15 protein-coding genes and 1 pseudogene are annotated in these 21,271 nt (G+C 67.9%); 9 read left to right on the top strand and 7 right to left on the bottom strand.

Features of this window, described 5'->3' with window-relative positions; genetic code table 11:
• Positions 1 to 25: 25 nt before the first annotated feature.
• The 7 genes from IPP91_01905 to IPP91_01875 are packed head-to-tail and all read right to left on the bottom strand — an operon-like array spanning position 26 to position 13,953.
• A complete protein-coding gene (locus IPP91_01905) occupies positions 26 to 2,455 on the bottom strand; it encodes a cyclic nucleotide-binding domain-containing protein (protein MBL0140832.1) in 2,430 nt (809 codons plus the stop codon).
• A 5-nt stretch (positions 2,456 to 2,460) separates the two neighbouring features.
• On the bottom strand, positions 2,461 to 3,774 hold the full coding sequence (locus tag IPP91_01900; protein ID MBL0140831.1) for a hypothetical protein: 1,314 nt from the start codon (positions 3,772 to 3,774) through the stop codon (positions 2,461 to 2,463).
• Positions 3,771 to 7,568 carry a hypothetical protein gene (locus tag IPP91_01895; protein ID MBL0140830.1) on the bottom strand — a complete coding sequence of 1,266 codons (3,798 nt, stop codon included), beginning with the start codon at positions 7,566 to 7,568 and terminating at the stop codon, positions 3,771 to 3,773. Before IPP91_01895 ends, IPP91_01900 begins: the two co-directional genes overlap by 4 nt.
• A 32-nt stretch (positions 7,569 to 7,600) precedes the next feature.
• Positions 7,601 to 9,421: a hypothetical protein gene (locus tag IPP91_01890; GenBank protein ID MBL0140829.1), complete on the bottom strand. Its 1,821-nt coding sequence runs from the start codon at positions 9,419 to 9,421 to the stop codon at positions 7,601 to 7,603.
• A gap of 31 nt (positions 9,422 to 9,452) precedes the next feature.
• Complete coding sequence (locus IPP91_01885; protein ID MBL0140828.1) at positions 9,453 to 11,441, bottom strand: heme-binding protein; 1,989 nt, start codon at positions 11,439 to 11,441, stop codon at positions 9,453 to 9,455.
• Complete coding sequence (locus tag IPP91_01880; protein ID MBL0140827.1) at positions 11,359 to 13,101, bottom strand: hypothetical protein; 1,743 nt, start codon at positions 13,099 to 13,101, stop codon at positions 11,359 to 11,361. Before IPP91_01880 ends, IPP91_01885 begins: the two co-directional genes overlap by 83 nt.
• A gap of 18 nt (positions 13,102 to 13,119) precedes the next feature.
• Positions 13,120 to 13,953: a hypothetical protein gene (locus IPP91_01875; protein MBL0140826.1), complete on the bottom strand. Its 834-nt coding sequence runs from the start codon at positions 13,951 to 13,953 to the stop codon at positions 13,120 to 13,122.
• A gap of 171 nt (positions 13,954 to 14,124) precedes the next feature.
• Between IPP91_01875 and ccmI the strand changes: the two genes are divergently transcribed.
• From ccmI to IPP91_01830, 9 genes and pseudogenes are all read left to right on the top strand, one after another.
• Entirely contained in the window at positions 14,125 to 15,441 is a 1,317-nt protein-coding gene (gene ccmI, locus IPP91_01870) for a c-type cytochrome biogenesis protein CcmI (GenBank protein MBL0140825.1), read from the top strand.
• Positions 15,442 to 15,454: 13 nt separating this feature from the next.
• Positions 15,455 to 16,102, top strand: a complete 648-nt coding sequence (ccmA, locus tag IPP91_01865; protein ID MBL0140824.1) for a cytochrome c biogenesis heme-transporting ATPase CcmA — start codon at positions 15,455 to 15,457, stop codon at positions 16,100 to 16,102.
• A 79-nt stretch (positions 16,103 to 16,181) separates the two neighbouring features.
• Entirely contained in the window at positions 16,182 to 16,826 is a 645-nt protein-coding gene (ccmB, locus tag IPP91_01860; GenBank protein MBL0140823.1) for a heme exporter protein CcmB, read from the top strand.
• Positions 16,827 to 16,917: 91 nt separating this feature from the next.
• On the top strand, positions 16,918 to 17,643 hold the full coding sequence (gene ccsA, locus IPP91_01855; GenBank protein ID MBL0140822.1) for a cytochrome c biogenesis protein CcsA: 726 nt from the start codon (positions 16,918 to 16,920) through the stop codon (positions 17,641 to 17,643).
• 2 nt (positions 17,644 to 17,645) lie between these two features.
• Complete coding sequence (ccmD, locus tag IPP91_01850; protein MBL0140821.1) at positions 17,646 to 17,822, top strand: heme exporter protein CcmD; 177 nt, start codon at positions 17,646 to 17,648, stop codon at positions 17,820 to 17,822.
• Complete coding sequence (ccmE, locus tag IPP91_01845; GenBank protein ID MBL0140820.1) at positions 17,806 to 18,276, top strand: cytochrome c maturation protein CcmE; 471 nt, start codon at positions 17,806 to 17,808, stop codon at positions 18,274 to 18,276. The genes ccmD and ccmE overlap by 17 nt, the downstream gene beginning before the upstream one ends.
• Positions 18,273 to 20,254 (top strand): annotated as a pseudogene (locus IPP91_01840) (heme lyase CcmF/NrfE family subunit). Before ccmE ends, IPP91_01840 begins: the two are co-directional and overlap by 4 nt.
• An 11-nt stretch (positions 20,255 to 20,265) precedes the next feature.
• The gene (locus tag IPP91_01835) at positions 20,266 to 20,796 is read left to right on the top strand and encodes a DsbE family thiol:disulfide interchange protein (protein ID MBL0140819.1); all 531 of its coding nucleotides are present in this window, start codon (positions 20,266 to 20,268) and stop codon (positions 20,794 to 20,796) included.
• Complete coding sequence (locus tag IPP91_01830; protein ID MBL0140818.1) at positions 20,793 to 21,269, top strand: cytochrome c-type biogenesis protein CcmH; 477 nt, start codon at positions 20,793 to 20,795, stop codon at positions 21,267 to 21,269. The genes IPP91_01835 and IPP91_01830 overlap by 4 nt, the downstream gene beginning before the upstream one ends.
• Positions 21,270 to 21,271 lie beyond the last annotated feature (2 nt).

Here is a 21,271-nt window from a genome sequence, read left to right as displayed (position 1 = left end):
CCTGTCCCGGATTCCTCCCCCCTGCTCAGCGTTCCGTGGCCCCGGCGTAGTTGAGGAACTCGTCCGGGCTCACGCGAATGGCGGCGCCCGTGGGACAGGCGCGCACGCAGGCCGCGCCGCCCGGCAGGTTCTTGCACATGTCGCACTTCACGGCCTTCTTCGGGATGTCCTTGCCCTTCGGCTTGGGTTCCATGCCCGGTTCGGTGCCCACGCCGAGCACCAGCCACGACCACAGACTCGGGCGCCGGCGCTTCGGATCGACGGGAGCCAGCTGGATAACACCGTACGGGCAGTTCTTCTCGCAGTTGCCGCAGCCGATGCAACTGTCGTTCACGTACACCTCGCCGTTGGCCGAGCGGTGGATGGCGTCCGGCGGGCAGTCCTTCATGCAGTGCGGGTGCTCGCAATGGCGGCAGGAGGTCGGCACGTGGATCTCGGCAAAGGTCGGCCCCGCCTCCCGATCCAGACGCGAGGTGCCGTCGTGCACGTCGGCGCAGGCCTTCTCGCAGTTGTCGCAGCGCACGCACAGCGATTCGTCGATGAGGAGGACGTCGGTCGCCTCGCCCACGCCCTGCTGCAGGAGGAACGCGATGACGTTGCCGGGATCGGGCGTCGCCTCCATCGCCGCATTCACGCGCAGGCGCTCGAGGAAGCGCGTTTCCATCTCCTCCCGCCATAGGGGGTTGCGGCCCAGCACGCGCTTGAAGGCGCCGGCATCCAGCACGATGGCCTCGGTGGTGACCGCCGCGCGCACCGTGGCGGATCGGGGCGAGTCGGTCAGCAGGGCCATTTCGCCCACGTAGTTGCCCGCCGAGAGATAGGACAGGACCACTTCGCGCGACGCGATCCGGCGCGAGACCATCACCGAGCCCCGGCGCAGCAGGTACAGGCCGTCGGGGGCAGCACCCTCCTCGAACAAGACCTCGCCGCCGCCGTACTGGCGCACTTCCACGCCGCCCGCGACAAGTTCGGAGAGTTCCTCCTCCGGAAGCATCGGCGCGAGATAGGCGCGCACGGCGCGCTTGAGGAACGTCTCGTCGATCTGCTTCCTGATCGACTCGACGGAGGCGATCAGCTTGAGCATCGGGCGGCGCGGCGCCTCGACGAGGACGCAATGGGGGCCGGCACGCACCGTGGTCGATCGGCGCCGCCCTGAAACGAGGCCCAGCTCGCCGAAGAACTGGCCGGCGCCCAGCGAGAACTCCCCGCCGCCGTCAGTCTCGATGCGGACGTCGCCCGCCACCACCATGAAGAACGAATTGGTGTAGTCGTTGCGCTCGAATATCGCTTCGCCTTCGGGAGGCGTCCGAAGGTCCCCTTCGAGGAGGAATTCGCGCAGCTGCAGGCGGTTGATCCCGGCCAGCAGAGGAACCGTGGACTGGATCACGTCCAGGACCTGCGAGACCGACTTCGTGCGCGAGAAGTTCGCGAATTTCCTGGCGAGCAGGGGCTCGTCGGCGGGCTCCACCTTCCTGCCCAGGGCGGATTCGACCACCTCGTAGCCCTGGTTCATCGCCTGCTTGATGAGCGGGTAGCCGCCCAGCGCGCCCACGATGTAGAGGCCCTTCACATTGGACTCGTAGGTGTCGGAGAGCTGCGGCACCGCGTTCGGGTCCGCCGACGGGAAGGTCACGCCGAAGCCTTCCACGAGCTTGCGAGGCGGGATGCCGCCGAGACGGGCAATGATGCGGTGACACTCGATCGTGTCCGGGCCGTCCGGGGACTTCACGCTGAACCGCAGCGGCACTTCCCCGCCCGCGCGTTCGACCTTTGCCGCGGACGTGCCATAGCGGATCTCGACCCGGCCTTCCTTGATCGCGCTCAGGACCAGCGTGAGGTTTCCGTCCTTGCAGCGCGTGAACTCCTCGTTGCGGTTGACCAGGATGACGCGGTTCTGCTCCGCGAGCGCGAGCGCGTTCTCGATGGCCGCGTCTCCCGCGCCCACCACGACGATGGTCTCGTCCTCGTACTCGCCCGGGTCGTCGAGCTGGTACTGGACACCCTCGAGGCTCTCGCCCTCCACGCCCAGCTTCCTCAGGTTGCCCTGCAGGCCGATGGCCAGAACGATCCTGCGGCAGAGGAACACTTCGCCCTGTTTCGTGCGCACCTCGAACGCGCCGTCCTCGCCGGCGATGGCGCAGGCCTCCTGGCCGTACCGGATGTTCACCTTGTGCTTCGCAATCTCCTCGTCCCATTTATCGAGGATTTCCTCGCGCTTTCCGGCCACGAAGCTCATCGGGCTGCGCAGGGGCAGGATCTGCGGCTCCGCCATCACGTGCTTGCCCTTCTGGTACTTGAAAATCGTGTTGGAAGCCTGGGCCTCGCTCTCGAGCAGGACGTGCGACACGCCGAGCTCGGCGGCATGGGCTGCGGCGGAAAGTCCCGCCGGTCCCGAGCCGATGATGCCTACGTCGAACCAATCGATCTGGGTGCGCTGGTCGAACTGGGAGGACATGTCCGTCACCTCGCCACGGTGTTTTTCAGGCCGCCCAGCGCGGATCGGAATCGCTCGGGGCGGAATTTCTCATCGTCCTTCACGGTCTCGAAAAGACGGTCGAGGGCGGCGTTGGCGCCGCGCACGTCGGCGATGGCGCCCCGCTTCGCGAGGAAGTTGAGCACGCTCGCGACCGCCATCGATGCCTGCTCCGCGCCCGCGTAGTCGGCGAACTGGCCGGCCATGCCGTCCTCGAGGAGCCCCGCGAGGATGGCGTGCAGGTCGCGATCGTCGAAGTCGTGCACGCGCAGCTTCGCCACGACCGTGTCGAGCCCGGCGCGCAGCAGCCGCGCCGCCTCGATCGCATCCCCGCCCTCGCCCGCCACGGCCCGGTGAAGCTGCAGCACGAGGTCGTTGAAGGCCGGGGAATCGGCCGGAGTCACCTGCCGTACGATCTGGCGCAGCATGAGCAGGTTCGAGTCGTTGAACCGGATCGTGCCCGGGCGTGTGCCCACGCGCGGCTTCCAGCGGGTCTCCGACATCGGGTGATGGCAGGCATGACAGTCGAAGACGGCAAGCTCCGGGAAAAGCCCGTCGCGCCCGCGCTTCGGGTCGAGCACGACGTCGAGGCTTTCCTGCGCCGCGAGCGCCTGCCCGATGGCCCAGACCCGCACGCCGTCCCACCGGCCCTTGCGCTTCTGCCAGTCGGCGTCCACGACGAAGTGCGGCGGCTGGGTCTGCGTGAAGGTGTCCAGCTCGAAGCTGATCCGCGGGTGGCCCGCGCCCATGATGCGGTGCGTGACGAACTTGTCCTTGTTGCCGGAGTGGCACGACAGGCACAGCCGCGCGAGCGCAACCGGCTCATCCGTCGGGTAGAGCCCGTTCTTCACGTTCTCCTCGTGGGTGGCTCCGGGTGCCACGTGGGACTTGATCCAGTTCTCGGCGGGACCGTGGCATGCCTCGCAGCTCACGCCGTCCGAGGCCTTGAAGCGCTCCCCGCGGCGTTCCGGCGGCGGATTGTGGCCGTGGCAATCGACGCAGAGCTTCGCCTCGTGGGCCGGCACCTTGAGCCCCAGGTTCGCCGCGATGCGCCTGCTCTTCTCATTCCAGAGCACCTGGCTTGCGCGCAGCGCGTGCTTGTCGACGCGCGACCACGTGACGTACTCGTTCTGCAGGACGTTCGACCCCTTCCATTCGCTGATCGAGCCGTGGCACAGGCTCGAGGCGCAGTTCACCACGCCAAGGTGCATCGCCCTGGCCTCGTAGGGCAGCGGCGGCGCTTCCCCCGCCCGCGCGCCGATTGCCGCCAGCGCCAATCCGAGCGCCAGAATCGTTCTCATCGCACCTCCGCCTTCCGCGTGCCGCCGGGCGGCTCCGGGCGCAGGCCCGTCGCCGTCCGCGCGTCCCGGAAATCCCCGGGCTTGCCGGTGTCGCTCACGGACCAGATATCGTTGTCCGGTCCCAGGTAGAACCGCCCCTGCTCTGCGCGCGTGAACGGGCGAGAGCCGATGCGCCCGAACACCGCGATCTGGCCGCCGGTCTCGTCCACCGCGCGGTCGCGATCCAGCCCCTTTGCGAGCGACAGGGCGGGCGAAGCGGTTTCGCGCCACGCGATCACGCGCGGCCTCGGCTCGGGACTGAAGCCGTAGAACTTCGGCTGGATCTCCGGCGAGGTCAGCTGGAGCACCTTGAGGCCTCCCCCGCCGTCGGCCACGTAGGCGAACGCCGAGGCGTTGGTCGTCGCCACGACCACGTCCGTCGCATCGACGAGCTTCCCGCCGTCGTCGAACTTCGCCTGCAGCCTCGGGCGCTCGGGCGCCTCGACGTCGACGATGGCGAGCCCGTCCCTGCCGGCCGCGACGTAGGCGTACGTGCGCGCCACGTAGATGCGCCGGGCGTCGGCGAGCGGCACGAGTGCGCCGGGAACGGGGTGCGCCTTCTCGGGAACCGTCACGTCGATCACCTTCAGCCCCTCGCGGTCGGCCACGAAGAGGTAGCGGAACTGCAGCGCCGAGGCACGCGCGCCCTCGAGGGGAACCACGGCCACCCGGCGCGGCCTGAGGGGATCGTCGAGGTCGAGCACGACCAGCCCCGCGTCGGCGGTCACGTACACGTAGTGCCCGCCGATCGTGAGATGGCGTGCCCCCTTGAGGACACCGTCCTCGTTCCACGTCGCCGCGCGCGTGAGGAAGTTGTTGCGCGGCTCCCCGTCGGCCAGCGTGTTCACGTCAACGAGGATCAGGCCCTCCTCGGCGTCGGTGATCAACGCGTAGTTGTAGATGGGATGGAAGGCCTGCTCCTGGTTGGTGATCCGCATCAGGTCGCCCTCGTTTCGCCTGGGCGCGATGGGCTGGTTCGTGGGCAAGGCCACGCAGGTCGCGTTCCTGGAGACCACGTGCGTGTCCTGGCCGAGCGGCGAGAAGGGCGCCGTGATGATGCGTTGCGACACGCCCTTGTTCGCGATGGAGGCCACGTCATACACGCGCATGCCGCCCGGCCCTTCCGCGGAATAGAGATACTCGCCCCGGATCATGACGCAGCCCGCCGGCCCTCCTGTCCCGTGATCGTGCGCCTCCGGCAGCCGCCGGCCGCGCTTCTCGTGGTCGGCGAACCAATCGGGGTAGGCGTAGCGGTGCAGGTAGCTGCCGATCACGGCCTGCGGCTCCTCCCACTCGGTGACCTGCACGGCCTGCACGTGCCGCTCCTGGCCCATCCAGACGTTGAAGCCCACGAAATTCACGAAGTTGGTTCCCTGCAGCAGCAGCTGCGCCATGATCGCGTTGTTGTCCCCCTTGTCGGACACGTGGCAGTCGGAGCAGCCCTTCGTCTCGGTCTTCCTTTCCGTGTGCGGATAGTGCGGCGCGAACGCCTGCGAGGAGAAGCCGCTGGCCGCCACCGGCGGCTGCTGGACGTAGATGCGCTCCCGGTTGATGTTGGTGGAAGAAAGCACCAGCGCGGACGACGAGCGGACCGGCGCGATCCTGCCGCCCTTCACCGGGCCGTGCCTGCCGAGCTGGAACAAATCGTCGCGCGCAACCTGCGGATTGTAGGTCGCGAAGTTCCTCGTCTCGCCGCCTTCGTAGTGGTGGCGCTCAGTCTTCGCGTTGGCCTGGACCGGAAGGTGGCAGCCGCCGCAACTCGTGGTCCACGAAAGATGGCAGGTGAAGCACGTCATCTTCTCGTCCGAATGCGCGTATTCCTTCGAGCCCGGGCCCCACTGCCCCTTGCGCCCTTCCTCGCCCACGTGCATGAGCTTGGCGCGGGCCGCCTTTTCGTTGTACCGCCGGTTGCCGGGCGTCACGGTGTCCTTCACCAGCGTCATCTCCCATTCGCGTTCGGGATACACCGCGGAACGCTGGTAGAGCCTGCCGTCGCGCCATTCGAAACGCTTGCGCCCATCCTGGGTTCGCAGCAGCGACAGGTCCATCCCGCCGGGCCGGGCCGCCGGCCCCGAGGTGCGCAGCGTCGGGTACCGGGTCGCCGTGCCGTGGCAATCTCGGCAATCGATCTCGACGGCGGCGGCGACCTCGCCGTAGATGTGGCCGTTGCCGTGCATGTCCTGCCCGAAGTGGCAGTCGACGCACTGGAACCCCAGGTCGAGGTGGATCGAGGTGAGGTGGACCGCTTTCTTGAACTTCTGCGGATCGTCGTCGGCGACGGGCTTGCCGTTCTTGTCGAGGAGCGTGCCCTTGCGGTCGCGCTTGAAGACGGCACGGAAGTTCCATCCGTGGCCGTGGTAGTCGGCGAACTGCGTGTCCTTGAGCTGCGGGTTGAGGCTCGAGACGCCCTTCAGAAACGCCGGGTCCGCCCATTTTCCGCGAATCGACGCCTCCTCGGGGTTGCGGTCGAGGATCCTTCTCGCCTCCTCGTGGGACGGATACTTCTGCTTCTCCGGCCACATGAACGGGGCGTCGGACTCGTAGTCCCACATGATCGTGCCGTAGTAGCTGTTCACGAACACGTTGGGCTGGTGCATGTGGCAGACCATGCACTGCGAAGACGGAATCGCGCGCGTGAACTCGTGGCGGATGGGATGCCCCGGCTCCTTGCGCGGGATCGTCGGGTCCTTCGAGTCGCTTTCCCCGGCGTGGCCGAATCGGGCGTAGATCGCCGAGTGCTTCTCGTCGCGGTCGTTGGCGTACACGGCATGGCAGGCGCTGCAGCCGGAGGAGCGGTAGTCGCCGGGCTGATCATTGGTGCCGAGGAACCACAGGTGCGGGTCGTTCAGTCGCGTCTTCGTGATGTTGAGCACCGGCAGGGCGATGCGGCTTCCCGTGCCGGGCCCGCGATTCGACTGCTTCAGGTCCGGCCGGCCCGGCTCGTCCAGGCGCTGCAGCACTCCACTGCTGTTGGGCAGGCCGATCTCCGGAAACTGCGAGGAGATCACGCGCCCGCCACGCTCGAAGACCCGAAAGACGTCCGCTGGCGGGACCGTCTCCCATGCCGGCAGCGCCGTGAGGCTCGGGAGGATGCCCTTGAGCGTGAGGAACTCGGTGGGCTTCACCGGATTGAGCAGCGTGGCGCCGATGCCTTCGCGCGTATAGGCCTCGCCGAGGATGTAGCGCTTGAACGGCAGGATGCCGTTGTTGTAGGCCCCCCCGCCCCAGAGCATCGCGGAGGTCGCCATGAGGCTGCGCTCGGAGGCCTGGATGATCGGCAGGTGGCACGCCCCGCAGGCCTCGCGCGCCGCGCGCAGGTCGCCCGGGTTCACGAAGCGGATGTATTCGGGTGCCTCGCGGTTGAGAAGCGTGTAGCTGCCTTCCGGGTTGGCGCTCGAGGGCCATTTCCACGCCAGCGGGTAGCGTGGCAGCACATGGGCTTTCCCGAGCGCAAGGGCGTATGCGGCGTCGTTTCGCCCGGCTCGGTCGGGCTTCGCGGCCGTCGCATCGCCGCCATGGCAGTCGGCGCAGCCGAGCACCACGGCCGGATTCTGGTGCATGGTGTGGCGGTCGGTCGTCGTGTGGCAGCTCAGGCATCCGGCGCTTTTCGCCTGTGCCTGCTCCGGCGCCTGCTTCGCGGGCGCGGGCGGATGCGGGGCATGCGCGCTCGCCACGGGCTTCCCGCTTCCGGAATCGGCGTGCACCGCGAGGGCGAGGACGATCGCAACCACGGCGATGGGCAGTCGCGACTTCATGTTCCCGTCGGCTCGTTCATCGGCCATGTCGGTCAGTAGGTCAGGAGGAGGTTCAGGAGAATGGAATACTGCGGCCCGCGACGGTCCTCGTCGTAGAGCTGCTTGAAGCCCTTGCCCGGCACGAGCGCTGCGGCCGAGGCGTTGAGGACGAGATTCTGGCTCATGTGCGGACGGTACTGGACCGCGGCCGACACGTCCCAACCGATCTCGCGGTCCGGCGGCGCCTGGTTACGAAGGACGCCCAGCACCGTCGTATCCTGGAAGCGCAGGTAGGAGAGGTTTGCGACGGCGCGCAATTGCGGCAGCACGTCCGCATCCATCCCCATCCCCACGAGCAGCAGCCCCGGGTTCACGAAATTGGACTGCCCCTGGTCCCTGGAGGAACGCAGGCTGGGCAGCACCGCGTTGCGACCGGAGATCGCGACGCCGCCGCCGCCGACCAGCGGCACGGCCTGGCGGATCCAGAAGCTCGTGTCCGCCCCGGCGAATTGCGGGTTCTCCAGGATGGCGTCGAAGCCGGTCGCCCTGGCGTCGAACGGGTCCTTGTCTCCCGAGGCCGCAAGTGCATTCAGGCGCAGCCGAATCCAGCTGAAATCGCGCGAAAGTTCCGCCGCCGCGAACCCGGCGCGGATGTCCTGCGGACGGCCAGCCAGGGGATGGCGCTCGTCGTGGCCGATCGCCGCGTACACCGAGACCTGCAGGTTCCAGCGACCGATGTGCCCATCGCCGTTGTAGCCGAGATAGCCGACCGTGTAGTCGTGCGGGCGCTCGTCGCCCAGTGACGAGGGCCGCTCGAGGAAGCCGTTGTTGTTGTAATAGGCCCCGCTGCCCTCCCGGTTCACGTCGAGGATGCCGATTGCCTGTGACGTGAACCCCGGGATCGGGAAGTCCTGGCGGTAGGCGTTGGCCACGAACAGGTCGTCGCTGCGCATCCGGACCGTGACGTCGTTCAGGCCGGAGTTCGTGTCCTTTTCCAGCCTTCGGAACCAGCCGAGGTTGTACTGCCACTGGTTGCTGTCGCGCGTGCCGAAGAGCCGCACGCCGAAGGGAACATCCTGGAAGACGAATCCACGGAAGTCGGAGGTGAACGGCTGGATGCCGATTCGCATCGAATCGAAGTCGTATTGCGCCGAGACGTTTCGCAGGTGCACGTCGGCGAAGAGTTCCTGGATGCCCACGTGGGAGTCCGTGCGCGTCGTTCCCTGCTGCGGGTCGAGCGTCAACGCGCGCACTTCCTCGACACGCGACTGGTTCACGTTCAGGGCGGGAACGAATCGAAACTCGTAATCCGGCGGCTTGAATGTCGTGTCGCCCTTGATGAGCCCGAAGGACAGGATGACGGTCTGCGCGATGGTCGATTGCCGGCCCTGCCCGAAGACGTCGTCGGACCCCGGCCTGCGGGTCGTCTGCGGGCCCACCGGCGTGGGCAGACGGCGCGCCTCCGCCAGTGTGTCGGAGACCGCGCCGACATTGAAGAACCAGTCGGGGGAAAGCCGCCGCGCGAGGTCGGGGAATTGCTCCCTGAACCAGGGGTCGTCGCCAATGGGCAGGTCGCCCTTCAGGATGTTCTGGTGGTAGGGATCGGAGAGGGGAAACGTGAACCCGAGCGCCTGCATGATGCGCCAGCGATCCGGCACCGGAATGGCCTGGCGCAGCGTTCCGGCCATTGGCGCCGGGACCTGGCTCGGGTCCGCGGGCGGCGGAAAGAACTCCAGGGGTTTCGAGTCCCCGGCGCGGCGCGGGCCAATCTGCGTGTCCACCGGCCGTTCCTGGGGGAGCTTCGAGTCCTCGTTCGCCGCGGGCTTGAGTCCTTCCTGCGCCAGCGCCACGGGAAATGTGCAAACGCCGGTCATCGCGAGCGCCACAAGCAGGAAGCGCGCGCTCTCAGAGGCCCGCACAGGCGTTCTGCTCCGTCGAACCGTTGAACGGCGACTGCGGGCATTGCGCGTAACGAAGGCGTACGCCCCGGGGCGAGAGCTGGTCGGCGCGCATCGCGCCCGGCGCGTTGCCGAATCCCGTGCCCATCGCAAGCGCCGCGTTGGCGAGCCCGAGGAGCGCCACCATGTCGTCCTGGTCCACGCCGTCGCCCGAGATGCCGACGGCGCCGACGAGGACCCCGGCGCGGTAAACGGGCACGCCGCCCGGAAAGATCTGCACGCCGTTGCGCGCGACCGGCAAGCCCGCGTCGGGCGTACCCGCGATCGCCCCTGCGGCCGCGCGTCCGGCGCAGCCTGTCGACGTGTCTCCCAGGGCACCCTTCACGAGCTGGTTGTAGACGAGGTCAAGCTGGAAGCCCACGTTGAACGGGCTCCACGTGTCGAGGCCCTTGGAGAGCGGCCCCGGCGGCGCGCCCGAGATGCCGTCGGGAAAGGTCGGGCGATGCAGGTTGGCGATGGCGCGCATGGACCAGGCGGTACGCCCGTCGAGCTCACCGCCCTCACCCACGAAATCGCGAAAGGCAACGGCATAGGCGCCGATGGACGAAGTGGCGCCTGCCGGGACGAGGTAGCTTGCCGCGGGGAGCCCGGTGAGCAGCGCGAACGCATCCGGCCGCGAAAAGAGAAGCGCACCCCGGCCCTTCTGCACGGCGACGTCGGTCCCGAAGACCGGTGCGTCCGCTGTCATGACGAGTCCCAGCACATCGCCATTCAGGTCGACCACGCTCAGCGTTACCTCCGCCGACGAGCCGAGCGGGCGGCGGATCTGCGCGCGCGCGCGATTCGCAACGCGAATGCCCTCCTCGAGGATTCGCGAAACCTCGACCGCCGTCAGGGCGCCGGTGCCGGTGCCGGCCCGAGGCGGGAAACGCTCGGCGTTCGCGGAGTCCACCAGCGCATAGGCCCCGAGGGCGGCGAACACCCCGGTGGCGGGGCGATACCCGGAGTCGGGCGTTCCGTAGGAAACGCCCGGGTGCACGGCGGCATCGACATAGCCCGGCACCGCGACGAGTTCGCCGGGAAGCGCGGAGAACGCCGGCGCACTCGAGGGGTCCGTGACGAGCGATTCGGAATCGACATACCGGAAAGTCTTGCCATCGGCGGTGATGCGCTCGCCCCGAATATCGGACGGTGCCGCGAAGCCGGAAGTACCCGCCACCGCGATCAGCTCGTCCAGGTCCTCGTCGAGATCGGTGACCACGAGGTCCAGCCCGTAGAGGCCGTCGGCCATCACGCCGATTCCGCCCACGACGGCGCCGTTTCGGTAGAGGGGCAATCCTCCGGGATCGGCGGAAAGCCCCAGCGGGGACCTCTTCGGCCCCACCGTGCCCTGCCCCGTGTTGCGGTTCACGTCCGAGCACGAAAGCTGCGAGAACTGCACGCCGTAGAGTGGGCCCGAAGGCGCCTGCGATTCGCCGGGCAGGAAATGCTGCTGCACGATCTGGCTCGCCGTGCGCGTGGAAAAGGCGTTCCCCGACGACGAGAGATAGGCGCCCGTGATCGCCTTGGCGATGGCCCCCGCGGTCGAGGGCAGCGTGTCGCGCAACCCGTCGAGACCCCCTTCGACACCGAGCCCGGAAAGGATGTCGATCGTCTGCCGGGCGCCGGCCATCCGGAACACCGCGAGAACATTGCCTGCCCGGTCCACGATGGCGACGGTTGCCCTTGCGTTGCGCGCCCCCGCCTCCCCAACCGCCTGCGCGATGACCCGGCGGACGTCGTCCTCGGAAAGAGCGTTCGCGGGTGCGTTGCAGTTCGGGACGCAGGCCGTGGATCCGGCGTTGCCCGAGGAGCCCGAGCAACCCGAAATACAGAGCGCCAGCGCGGCGGTTCCGATTGCCGCAAGCAGGGTTTCAGCTCGCACCGATCCCTCCGGAAGCGGCGCGCCTGGCGGCCTTCGGCTTGAACTGCGGGTCCCACGGATACTCCTGCTCATGGAAGCCGTGGCAGAGCAGGCAGTTGGAAGTGACTTTCTTCTCCACGGGCTTCGAGCCACCATGGCATTCGCGGCAGCCCTCTATCCGCGGCATCGCCACGTCCAGGCTGCGCTTCGATTTCGCCTCGTCGGCGCCGGGCTTCGATTTCGCTACGTCGTGGCAAACGGTGCATTTCGACTGCGCGTGGCTCTTGTGGTCGAAATGCGCGTGCGGCATCCAGCGGTTGTTGGCCTGCACCTCGGCGACAGTCCACTCGCTGCCCTGGGGGCCATCGGTGCGCAGGATCACGTGGCAGGTGAGGCACAGGCGTATCTCGACGATCTCCTTCGCCACGTACGTGGCCTTCTTCGAGGCCAGCCCAAGCGCCGCCTCGCGCTGGGCCGCAGTGGGCTCGCCGACGCGGCGCAGAAGCCCCTCGCCCGGAACGCCGAACGCTTTCTCGAAGCTGTCCCTGACGCCGTTCAGCGCGAGGTTCGCATAGAACTCGCGCACCACCGTGATCGCCTCGGCCGGCCTTCCGTGGGGCACCTGGCGCGCGCTTATCGCGGGCTCGAATTCGAGCCGGTGGCAGTCCTGGCAATGCTTCGCCATCGTCACCGGTTCGAAGCCGCGACGGGAAGCGTCGGGCTGGTGGCATGCTGCGCAATCCAGCTTCACCTTGCCCTTGTCAGGGTGCTTGACGCCCGCGGGGTCGAGATGAACGGCGTGCGTGAAGACGAGGTTGGAGGCCTTCTGCATCGGCGCGCTTGTCTGGCGCACGCGCTTGAAGCCCTTGTCCGCAGGCAGCGTGAGCCGGAAGGCCGGGTGGTCCCTGGCGAAATCGGTAACGTTCTGCGACTGCGCTCCGTTCGCCTTCGAGCGCACGTCGCGATGGCAATCCACGCAGAAGCGATCGTCGTCGCGATCGGTGGTCCTTGCACCCTTGTGATCGCGGTGGCACTCGGCGCAGCGCGTGCCGGCGAAGAGGACGGCCGGCTTGAGGTCCTGCCCGACGTGATGGCCGATTTTCGCATGGCACTCGAGACAGGCGGCATCGCGCACATGCCGGAAAGCGATTTCGTGACACGCCTCGCACCTGCGTTCGATCGGCTGGTGCGCGAGCATGACCTGACCCGGATTCCAGAAGCTGTCGCTCGCGATGGCAATCCCGCTCGGTTGCCGCCAGGGCAGGTCGAGGATGCGGCCGGCCGGAAGCAGGAAGAACACGATCGCGACAAGGCCGAAAAGCGCAAGGGCGATCGCCCGGCGGGACAGCCCGAGCGAGGCGAGCGTGAGTTTGCCCGCCCTCGCCAGGAACTCCGGCGCCATCTCACCCGCGGGCCGCACCAGTTCCACGGTGATCGCCCCGGAATAACCCTCGGGAGTGGCGATGGCGGTCAGCCGGTAAGGTCCGACGTCAATGGTGGTGCCGGGCGCCAGCCGCACGGATCGCACGGCCTTGCGCGTCGTGTTGGTCGTGGTCCCCATCTCCCCTTCGGTGTAGACGGGACCGTTGCGATCGACGATGAGGCCCTGGCTCAGCGCAACTCGCGAATCGGCAAGCAGCACTTCGCTCGAAGCGTTGCGACCCACCCGCACCCAGTCGGCCGTGACGTCCCGGCGCACCTGCACGATGCGCCCGGCGCGATTGCGGCTCTGTGAAATGACGAGCAGTTTCAAGTCGGCTCCCGGAGCCCGCTACCAGTAGAGGAAAACCGAGGCCACGTGCGTGGCGAGCGCCGCGAGCAGGGCGATCGCGAGAGGAACGTGAAGGTACAGCCAGAGATCGAGCCGGGCCTTGAAACGCAGGTCTCGGCGCGCACGCTCCAGAATCTCGTTCTTCTGCAGCAGCAGGCTATAAACCTCGTGGTTCAGCTTCGCCACGTCGCCGGTAAGGCGCTTGCCGATATCGGGCAGGTCCCGGACCGCGGCGGCCGTCGGGCACGTCAGGTCACGTCCGGAAACGATACGCAGGAAGCTGCCGCCCATCCGCGTGCCGTCGATGGATGCGTTCACCACGCGGAGAATCTGGTCCGGGAGGGAGAGCGCCCGGTCGCGAATCTCGCGGTCGAGGTCCGCCACCTTCAGGAGCATCGCATCGAGCGTTTCCTCGCCGCGATTGGCGGTCATCAAACCCGGTACCGAGAGATAGATGTACACGCCGTAAAACCCGCTCGCGACCGTGGCGACCGTCAGGACATAGGCCAGCGTGTGCACGTTCCAGCCCAGTTCGAAGCCCGTGTGCAGCGTCGCCACGACGACGAGGGCCGTGCCCAGGTAGATGTGGGCCGAAAGCCATCCCTGCACCGTGCCGGCACGTGAAGCGTAGCTTCGCTTCCTCACGCCGTACCACAGCAGCCACAGGATGAGGAGCGCCCCGAGGGTTCCCAGCGTGTAGCCGAGCCAGGTGCCTCCGTAGGGCTTGAGGGGCGGGTCGTGCCAGACATAGGCCGCGCCCGCGACGAGCGAAAGCCACAATGCCGCCTTGAACCATCGGAAACGCGCGTACTCCAGGATCGACTGGTGCCGCACCGGCTGCACTCCCTTCCCCGCTCTATTGTCGTTTTAAATGGAACGGCATTGCCGATCGCAACGTCGATGCGCCACCGCATTGTAACGGCCCGTTGACCGTTCGCAAGGGAAACACGTCGCCGCCTCCGGTATAATCCTGCGTCGCATTCCTGCCCGCCCGCCTCCTCCCCGATGCTCACTTTCTGGATCGTGGCCGCCCTCCTGATCGTGGCGGCTCTCGCCTTCGTGCTTGTGCCCCTCCTGCGCCCCCGGGCGATCTCCGGCCCCACCCTGCGCGACGCCAACCTTGCCGTCCTGCGCGGCCAGCGGCAGGAGATCGAGGCCGACGTGAGCGTGGGCCTTCTCGCGAAGGACGCACGGGAGTCCGCGCTCGCGGAACTCGCCTCGCGGGCCGAGGAGGACCTCGCCACCGCTGCAGAAGCCCCTGCCGGCCCCTATCGCCGCCCCTGGGCGGTGGCCGGCTTCTTCGCGCTCCTCATTCCCGCCGTCGCGGTCGGTTTCTACCTCTGGGTCGGCACGCCCGAGGCGACCGATCCGAAGCTGCTCGCGGCGGCGGCCACCGCGACGCCCGGCGATCACCAGATCGAGGAGATGGTCGCCGCCCTCGAGCAGAAGATGAAGGAGCAGCCCGATGATGTGCAGGGGTGGATGCTGCTCGCGCGTTCCTTCGCCGCGACCGGCAAGACCGAAAAGGCGCTCGCGGCCTATGCGCACCTTGCGAAGATCGCCCCGCAGGAGGCCTCGGTGCTCGCCGATTACGCGGACGCGCTCGGCGCATCGCGCGGCCGCAACCTGGCGGGCGAGCCCACCGAACTCGTGATGCGCGCGCTTCAGGTGGATCCGCGGCACCCGAAGGCCCTGGCACTTGCCGCCAGCGCGAAGCTGAACAGCGGCGATTTCGCCGAATCGCTCGCGTATTGGGAGCGCCTGTACGCCGTCGTGCCCCCGGGATCGGAAGATGCAGCCGAAGTGCGCAACGTCATCGAGGACGTGCGCTCCCGCGCGGCCGCGGCCGGCAAGCCTCAGCCGCCTTCGAAGATCCTTGCCGCTGCCCCGGCCACGCTTGCGCCTGCCGCCCCGGCAAAGGCACCTGCATCGATGCCGCCGACCGACGCTGCGCCGGCCAAGGCCGCTGCGGTTGCGGGCAAGTCCGTGTCCGGCACCGTGCGGCTCGCCGACGCGCTGGCCGGAAAGACAGCGCCCACCGACACGCTGTTCATCTACGCGCGGGCCGAAACCGGTTCGCGCATCCCGCTGGCCATCATCCGCGGTGGCGCGGGCGAACTGCCCAGGGCCTTCGAGCTCGACGACTCCATGGGCATGTCGCCGGCGGTGAAGCTCTCCACGACCCCCTCGGTGGTGATCGAGGCGCGCGTCTCCAAGGCCGGTGGCGCCGTGATCCAGCCCGGCGACCTCGTCGGCACGAGCAAGCCGGTCGCACCCGGCGCCAAGGCAGTGGCCATCGTGATCGACCGGGTCGTGCCTTGAGGCACCACACTCGATGACTGAAAAGCATCGCAGCGGCGCGCCCGATATCCTCCAGGTTCGCGACCTCGCCTGCCGCCGCGGGCCCGCCCTGCTCTTCTCGGGAATCGGCTTCGAAGTGGCGAGCGGCGAGTTGCTGTGCGTGCGCGGCCCCAACGGCTGCGGAAAGACGACGTTGCTTCGCTGCGTGACGGGCCTCACGCGACCGGACGAAGGAACGGTCCTCTGGCACGGCAAATCATCCCAGATCGATCCGGAGCGAATGCGCGCCGGAACCGCCTATGCGGGGCACCTGCCGTCGCTCAAGGACGACCTCACGGCCGAAGAGAATCTCGAATTCTCGCTGCGCCTTCGCGGAGTCGGCTCCACGGACCAGGAGCGGCGCGAAGCCCTGGCCGCCGTCGGCCTGGAGAAGCGCCGCCGAATCCCGGCGCGGCGCCTTTCCGCCGGACAACGCCGCCGCATCGGCCTGGCGCGCCTCGCCATGGATCCCGCCGAGTTCTGGGTGCTCGACGAGCCGCTCACCGCACTCGACGACGCCGGGCAGGCGCAATTCGTGGATCTGCTCGACCGTCATCTGGCCAGCGGCGGACTCGCCCTCGCCGCCACCCATCACCGGCTGGCTCCCTCCTCGGGAGTGGTCCGCGAGCTTCGCCTCGCATGATGGCATCGCGCCAATGAACGCGAACTCCGCCACCCGCATCCAGGCGCAGGGCTCGTTCTCGGGTGGGTTCAGCTGGGCCATGGCCCGCGACCTGCGGCTGGCGTGGCGTCATCCGGACGAAGCCGTTCTCACCGTGGCGTTCTTCGCGCTCGTGGCCTCGCTCTTTCCCCTGGGGATCGGCGCCGAGCCGCAACTGCTCGCGCGCATCGGGCCCGGCGTGATCTGGGTCGGTGCCCTGCTGGCCGCTTTCCTCGCGCTGCCCGGCCTGTTCGCCGCCGATTACGCGGACGGCTCGCTGGAGCAGATGACGCTCTCGCCCCACCCCGCGCTCGGCTGGGCGGCCGGCAAGATCGCGGCGCACTGGATCGTGTCCGGGCTTCCACTCACCCTGCTTTCGCCGCTCATCGGGCTGCAATACGGACTCGCCCCGGACACGCTCCTCATCCAGGCAGCCTCGCTCGCCATCGGCACGCCGGTGCTATCGCTGCTGGGAGGGGCCTGTGCGGCTCTCGCCCTGGGCGCAAGGGGCGGCGGGATGCTCCTGGCGCTGCTCGCCCTGCCGCTCTTCGTTCCCGTGCTGATATTCGGCGCCGGCGCGTCGGAGGCCCAGGCCACCGGCCTTTCTCCCGCCCCGCACCTCTCCCTGCTCGCCGCCGCGCTCATTGCCGCGCTCGTGGGGCTGCCATGGGCCGTGGGCGCCGCCGTCCGCATCGCAGTCGATTGATTTCACAACATAAATTGGCATTTTGCGATCCCGCAACCGGATTTTCCCCGTGCGGGCGATACTCCCGAATCAGGAAATCCACGCCAACCCCATGAACTGGTTCTATTTCTCGTCGCCTTCCACCTTCTACGGGCTCGCCGGGCGCCTGGCGCCCTGGTTCTTCATCCTGGCCGCCGTACTGGCGGCCTGGGGCCTGTACCTCGGGCTGCTCGTGGCGCCCACCGATGCGCAGCAGGGCGCCGTGTACCGGGTGATCTTCATCCACGTCCCCACGGCCTGGATGTCGATGTTCCTGTACTTCGTCATGGCCTGCTATTGCGGGCTCACCCTCGTCTTCAACACGCGGCTGTCGGCCATGATGGCCCGCGCAATCGCCCCGACCGGCGCGATGCTCACCTTCATCGCACTGTGGACGGGCTCCTTCTGGGGCCGTCCCACCTGGGGCACCTACTGGGTGTGGGACGCGCGGCTCACTTCCGAGCTGGTCCTGCTCTTCCTCTACTTCGGGTTCATCTCGCTCGCCAACGCCTTCGAGGACCCGCGCCGGGGCGACCGCGCGGCGGCCCTCCTCGCGCTCATCGGCGTGGTGAACCTGCCGATCATCTACTTCTCGGTGCAGTGGTGGAACACGCTGCACCAGGGTTCCAGCGTGAGCTTCAAGGGCACCAGCATGCACGTGACGATGCTCACGGGCATGCTCGTGATGAGCCTGGCGGCCTGGATGTACGCGATCGGAGCAACGCTGGTGCGTGTGCGCTCAGTCATCCTGGAGCGAGAGCGTCGCAGCCAGTGGGTTCGCGACCTGGGGGCGGCATGACGATCTGGTGGTCGAGCTGGGCGGACTTCTGGGCGATGGGCGGCCACGCGTTCTTCGTGTGGATGTCCTACGGGGCACTTCTCGCCGCCATCGTGGTCGAAATCGTTTTGCTGCGGGTTCGGCGCAATCGTGCGCTGGCCGCCATCGACGAGGAGCGGGATCTTGAAACCGAGAACTAGGCGCGCTGTTGCAATCGTCGGGGGGCTTGCCGCCCTGGGCGTGGCAGCGGCGCTCGTGCTGAATGCATTCCAGTCCAACCTGGTGTTCTTCTTCACGCCAACGCAGGTGGCGAAGAAGGAAGTGCCCCTGGACCGCAACTTCCGCGTCGGCGGCCTCGTCGAGGGCGGCACGGTCGTGCGCCACAAGGACGCGCTCTCCGTGACCTTCACGGTGACCGACGGCGCCGAGTCCGTGCCGGTCAGCTACACGGGTATCCTTCCGGACCTCTTCAAGGAAGGCAAGGGCGTGGTGGCCGAGGGACGCATGACCCCGGACGGCACGTTCAAGGCGTCCCAGGTGCTGGCCAAGCACGACGAGAACTACATGCCACCGGAAGCGGCCATGGCCCTCAAGCAGGCCGGGCACCCGATGGCCAAGGAAAACTTCGCAGGGCAAGGGAGCGTGAAACGATGATCCCCGAGATCGGCCAGCTGGCACTCGTCCTCGCGCTGCTCCTCGCGCTCGCGCAGGCATTCCTGCCGCTCGCCGGCGCGGCACTCGGCAAGAACGCCTGGGTATCGGCCGCGCGGCCCGTTGCCCTGGGGCAGTTTCTTTTCGTGCTGCTCGCGTGGGCCGCGCTCGCCGCGTCTTTCGTGAACAACGATTTCTCCGTGGCCAACGTCGCCAACCACTCGAACCTGCGCCTGCCGATCCACTACCGGTTCGCGGCCTCCTGGGGCTCGCACGAAGGGTCGATGCTCCTGTGGGTCCTCATGCTCGGCGGCTGGACCGCGGCCGTGGCGCTCCTGTCGCGTCACCTGCCCGAGCGGATCGCCGCCCGCGTGATCGGGATCATGGGCCTCATCTCGATCGGGTTCCTGCTCTTCATCCTCACGACGTCCAACCCGTTCGAGCGCCTGCTGCCGCCCGCCGAGGATGGCCGCGACTTGAACCCGCTGCTCCAGGACCCGGGCATGGTGATGCACCCGCCCCTGCTCTACATGGGGTACGTGGGCTTCGCCGTCGTGTTCGCCTTCGCGATCGCCGCACTCGTGGAGGGTCGCCTCGACAGCACGTGGGCACGCTGGTCGCGCCCTGGACGACGGCCGCCTGGTGCTTTCTCACCATCGGCATCGCGCTGGGAAGCTGGTGGGCCTACTACGAGCTGGGCTGGGGCGGATGGTGGTTCTGGGACCCGGTGGAAAACGCCTCCTTCATGCCGTGGCTCGTGGGAACCGCCCTCATCCACTCGCTGGCGGTGACCGAGAAGCGCGGCGCGTTCAAGAGCTGGACGGTATTGCTCGCCATCGTTGCGTTCTCGCTGTCGCTCCTGGGAACCTTCCTCGTTCGCTCGGGCGTCCTCACGTCCGTGCACGCCTTCGCGACCGACCCGAGGCGCGGCGTCTTCATCCTGTGCTTCCTGGCCATCGTCGTCGGCGGGTCGCTCACGCTCTTTGCCTGGCGCGCGCCGCGCGTGGGCCTCGGCGGAAAGTTCTCGGGAGCGTCCCGGGAGTCGATGCTGCTCGCGAACAACGTGCTCCTCACGATCGCCATGTCGGCGGTGCTGCTGGGCACGCTCTACCCGCTGGTGCTCGACACGCTGAACCTCGGCAAGATCTCGGTGGGCCCGCCCTACTTCGACACCGTGTTCTTCCCGCTGATGGCGCCTGCGGTGTTCCTGATGGCGATCGGCCCGATGGCCAGCTGGAAGAAGACCGACCTCCCCGAGCTCGCCACGCGACTGAAGTGGGCGCTCGGCGTGGCCATTGCGTGCGCGATCATCGTGCCCCTCGCCAAGGGCAAGTGGTCCGGGCTCGTGGCCCTGGGGCTCTTTCTCGCGTTCTGGGTGGTGCTCGCCACGGCCGTCCAGTTCGGCAATCGCATCAGGACTTCGCCGCAGGCCACGCTCATGGGGAAGCTTCGCGCCAACACCGCCTCCTGGTACGGCATGCAGTTCGCCCACGTCGGCGTAGCCGCCTTCATCATCGGCGTGACGATGGTGAAAGGCTTCGAGACGGAGCGCGACGTGCGCATGTCCCCGGGCGAGACGGCCACGATCGCGGGTTACGAGTTCAAGTTCGTGGGAACCCGCGAATTGCCGGGCCCCAACTACGCCTCCATGCAAGGCATCTTCGAGGTGCGCCGAGCCGGTTCGCCGGATCTCATGTTGACGGCACACCCGGAGAAGCGCATCTACCAGGCCTCAGGCCAGACCATGACCGAGGCCAGCATCCACCCCGGCCTGACGGGCGACCTCTACGTCTCCCTCGGCGAGCAGGTGGAGGGCAACACCTGGGGCGTGCGCATCTACCACAAGCCTTTCGTGGACTGGATCTGGGGCGGATGCCTCCTGATGGCCTTCGGCGGATTCATGGCCATCGCCGATCGCCGCTACCGGCTTGCGAGGCGTCCGGCTGGCGCCCCGGCGGGCGCCGTGGCAACCGGGGACTAGCCCGACAAGCCATGAAATCTCTCAAGTTCATCATCCCGCTCGCGATCTTCGTGGTCATGTGCATCTTCCTGGCCGTCGGCCTCACGAAGGACCCGCGCGAGGTCCCCTCGCCTTTCATCGGCAAGACCGCGCCGGCCTTTACGCTGGCGACGCTGCAGGAACCGCAGGTTGCCTTCTCGCCCGAACAGATGAAGGGCAAGGTGTGGCTGCTCAACGTGTGGGCCTCGTGGTGCGTGTCCTGCCGGGTCGAGCACCCGGTCCTGAACGACATGAACCGCCAGGGCCTCGTCCCGATCGTGGGCCTCAACTACAAGGACGCCAGGGCCGACGCCACGAAATGGCTGCAGCAGCATGGCAACCCGTACCAGCTGTCGGCCTGGGACTTCGAAGGCAAGGTGGGCATCGACTACGGGGTCTATGGCGCGCCGGAGACCTTCGTGATCGACAAGCAAGGCGTGATCCGCTACAAGCAGATCGGCCCGATCACTCCCGAGGCCCTCGAGAAGACGATCCTTCCCCTCCTCGCGAAACTCAACGCATGAAGCGCTTCCTGCTGTCCCTCGCCCTGGCCGCCTCGCTCGCCGCGTGGGGCCAGTCCAACGAGATCGCCCATCCGGACCCGAAGGTGGAGGCGCGCCTGAAGTCGATCGCCGAGGAACTGCGCTGCCTCGTGTGCCAGAACCAGACCATCGCCGATTCCAATGCGCCGCTCGCGCTGGACCTGCGCCAGCAGACGCGCAGCATGATCGCCGCCGGCAAGACCGACGACGAGATCCGCAGCTACATGGTGGACCGCTACGGCGACTTCGTGCTCTACAAGCCGCCCTTCAACGCGGCCACCGCATTGCTTTGGGTCGGGCCGGGGCTGCTCATCCTCCTGGGGTTCGCCGCGCTGGTCATCATGATCCGCCGCCGCAATGCGGCCACGGGCGAGGCGCCATTGCCCGATGCCGCTCGCCGGCGCGAGATCGAGGCACTGCTGCAATCCGACGGTAACGGGAAGACCAAAGCCTGAAC

This window comes from Betaproteobacteria bacterium (genome assembly GCA_016720855.1).
GTDB lineage: Bacteria > Pseudomonadota > Gammaproteobacteria > Burkholderiales > Usitatibacteraceae > FEB-7.
The sequence above is the reverse complement of the archived record's forward strand: the minus strand, read 5'-3'. Positions and strand labels throughout refer to the sequence as shown.

Excerpts from the sequence above, each read along its gene's own strand:
- IPP91_01835 (MBL0140819.1), top strand. The coding sequence starts at position 20,266 with ATGAAATCTCTCAAGTTCATCATCCCGCTCGCGATCTTCGTGGTCATG.
- IPP91_01885 (MBL0140828.1), bottom strand. The coding sequence starts at position 11,441 with ATGAGCAGGAGTATCCGTGGGACCCGCAGTTCAAGCCGAAGGCCGCCA.
- IPP91_01895 (MBL0140830.1), bottom strand. The coding sequence starts at position 7,568 with ATGAAGTCGCGACTGCCCATCGCCGTGGTTGCGATCGTCCTCGCCCTC.
- IPP91_01890 (MBL0140829.1), bottom strand. The coding sequence starts at position 9,421 with ATGACCGGCGTTTGCACATTTCCCGTGGCGCTGGCGCAGGAAGGACTC.
- IPP91_01900 (MBL0140831.1), bottom strand. The coding sequence starts at position 3,774 with ATGAGAACGATTCTGGCGCTCGGATTGGCGCTGGCGGCAATCGGCGCG.
- IPP91_01905 (MBL0140832.1), bottom strand. The coding sequence starts at position 2,455 with ATGTCCTCCCAGTTCGACCAGCGCACCCAGATCGATTGGTTCGACGTA.
- ccmA (MBL0140824.1), top strand. The coding sequence starts at position 15,455 with ATGACTGAAAAGCATCGCAGCGGCGCGCCCGATATCCTCCAGGTTCGC.
- ccsA (MBL0140822.1), top strand. The coding sequence starts at position 16,918 with ATGAACTGGTTCTATTTCTCGTCGCCTTCCACCTTCTACGGGCTCGCC.
- ccmI (MBL0140825.1), top strand. The coding sequence starts at position 14,125 with ATGCTCACTTTCTGGATCGTGGCCGCCCTCCTGATCGTGGCGGCTCTC.
- ccmB (MBL0140823.1), top strand. The coding sequence starts at position 16,182 with ATGGCCCGCGACCTGCGGCTGGCGTGGCGTCATCCGGACGAAGCCGTT.
- IPP91_01830 (MBL0140818.1), top strand. The coding sequence starts at position 20,793 with ATGAAGCGCTTCCTGCTGTCCCTCGCCCTGGCCGCCTCGCTCGCCGCG.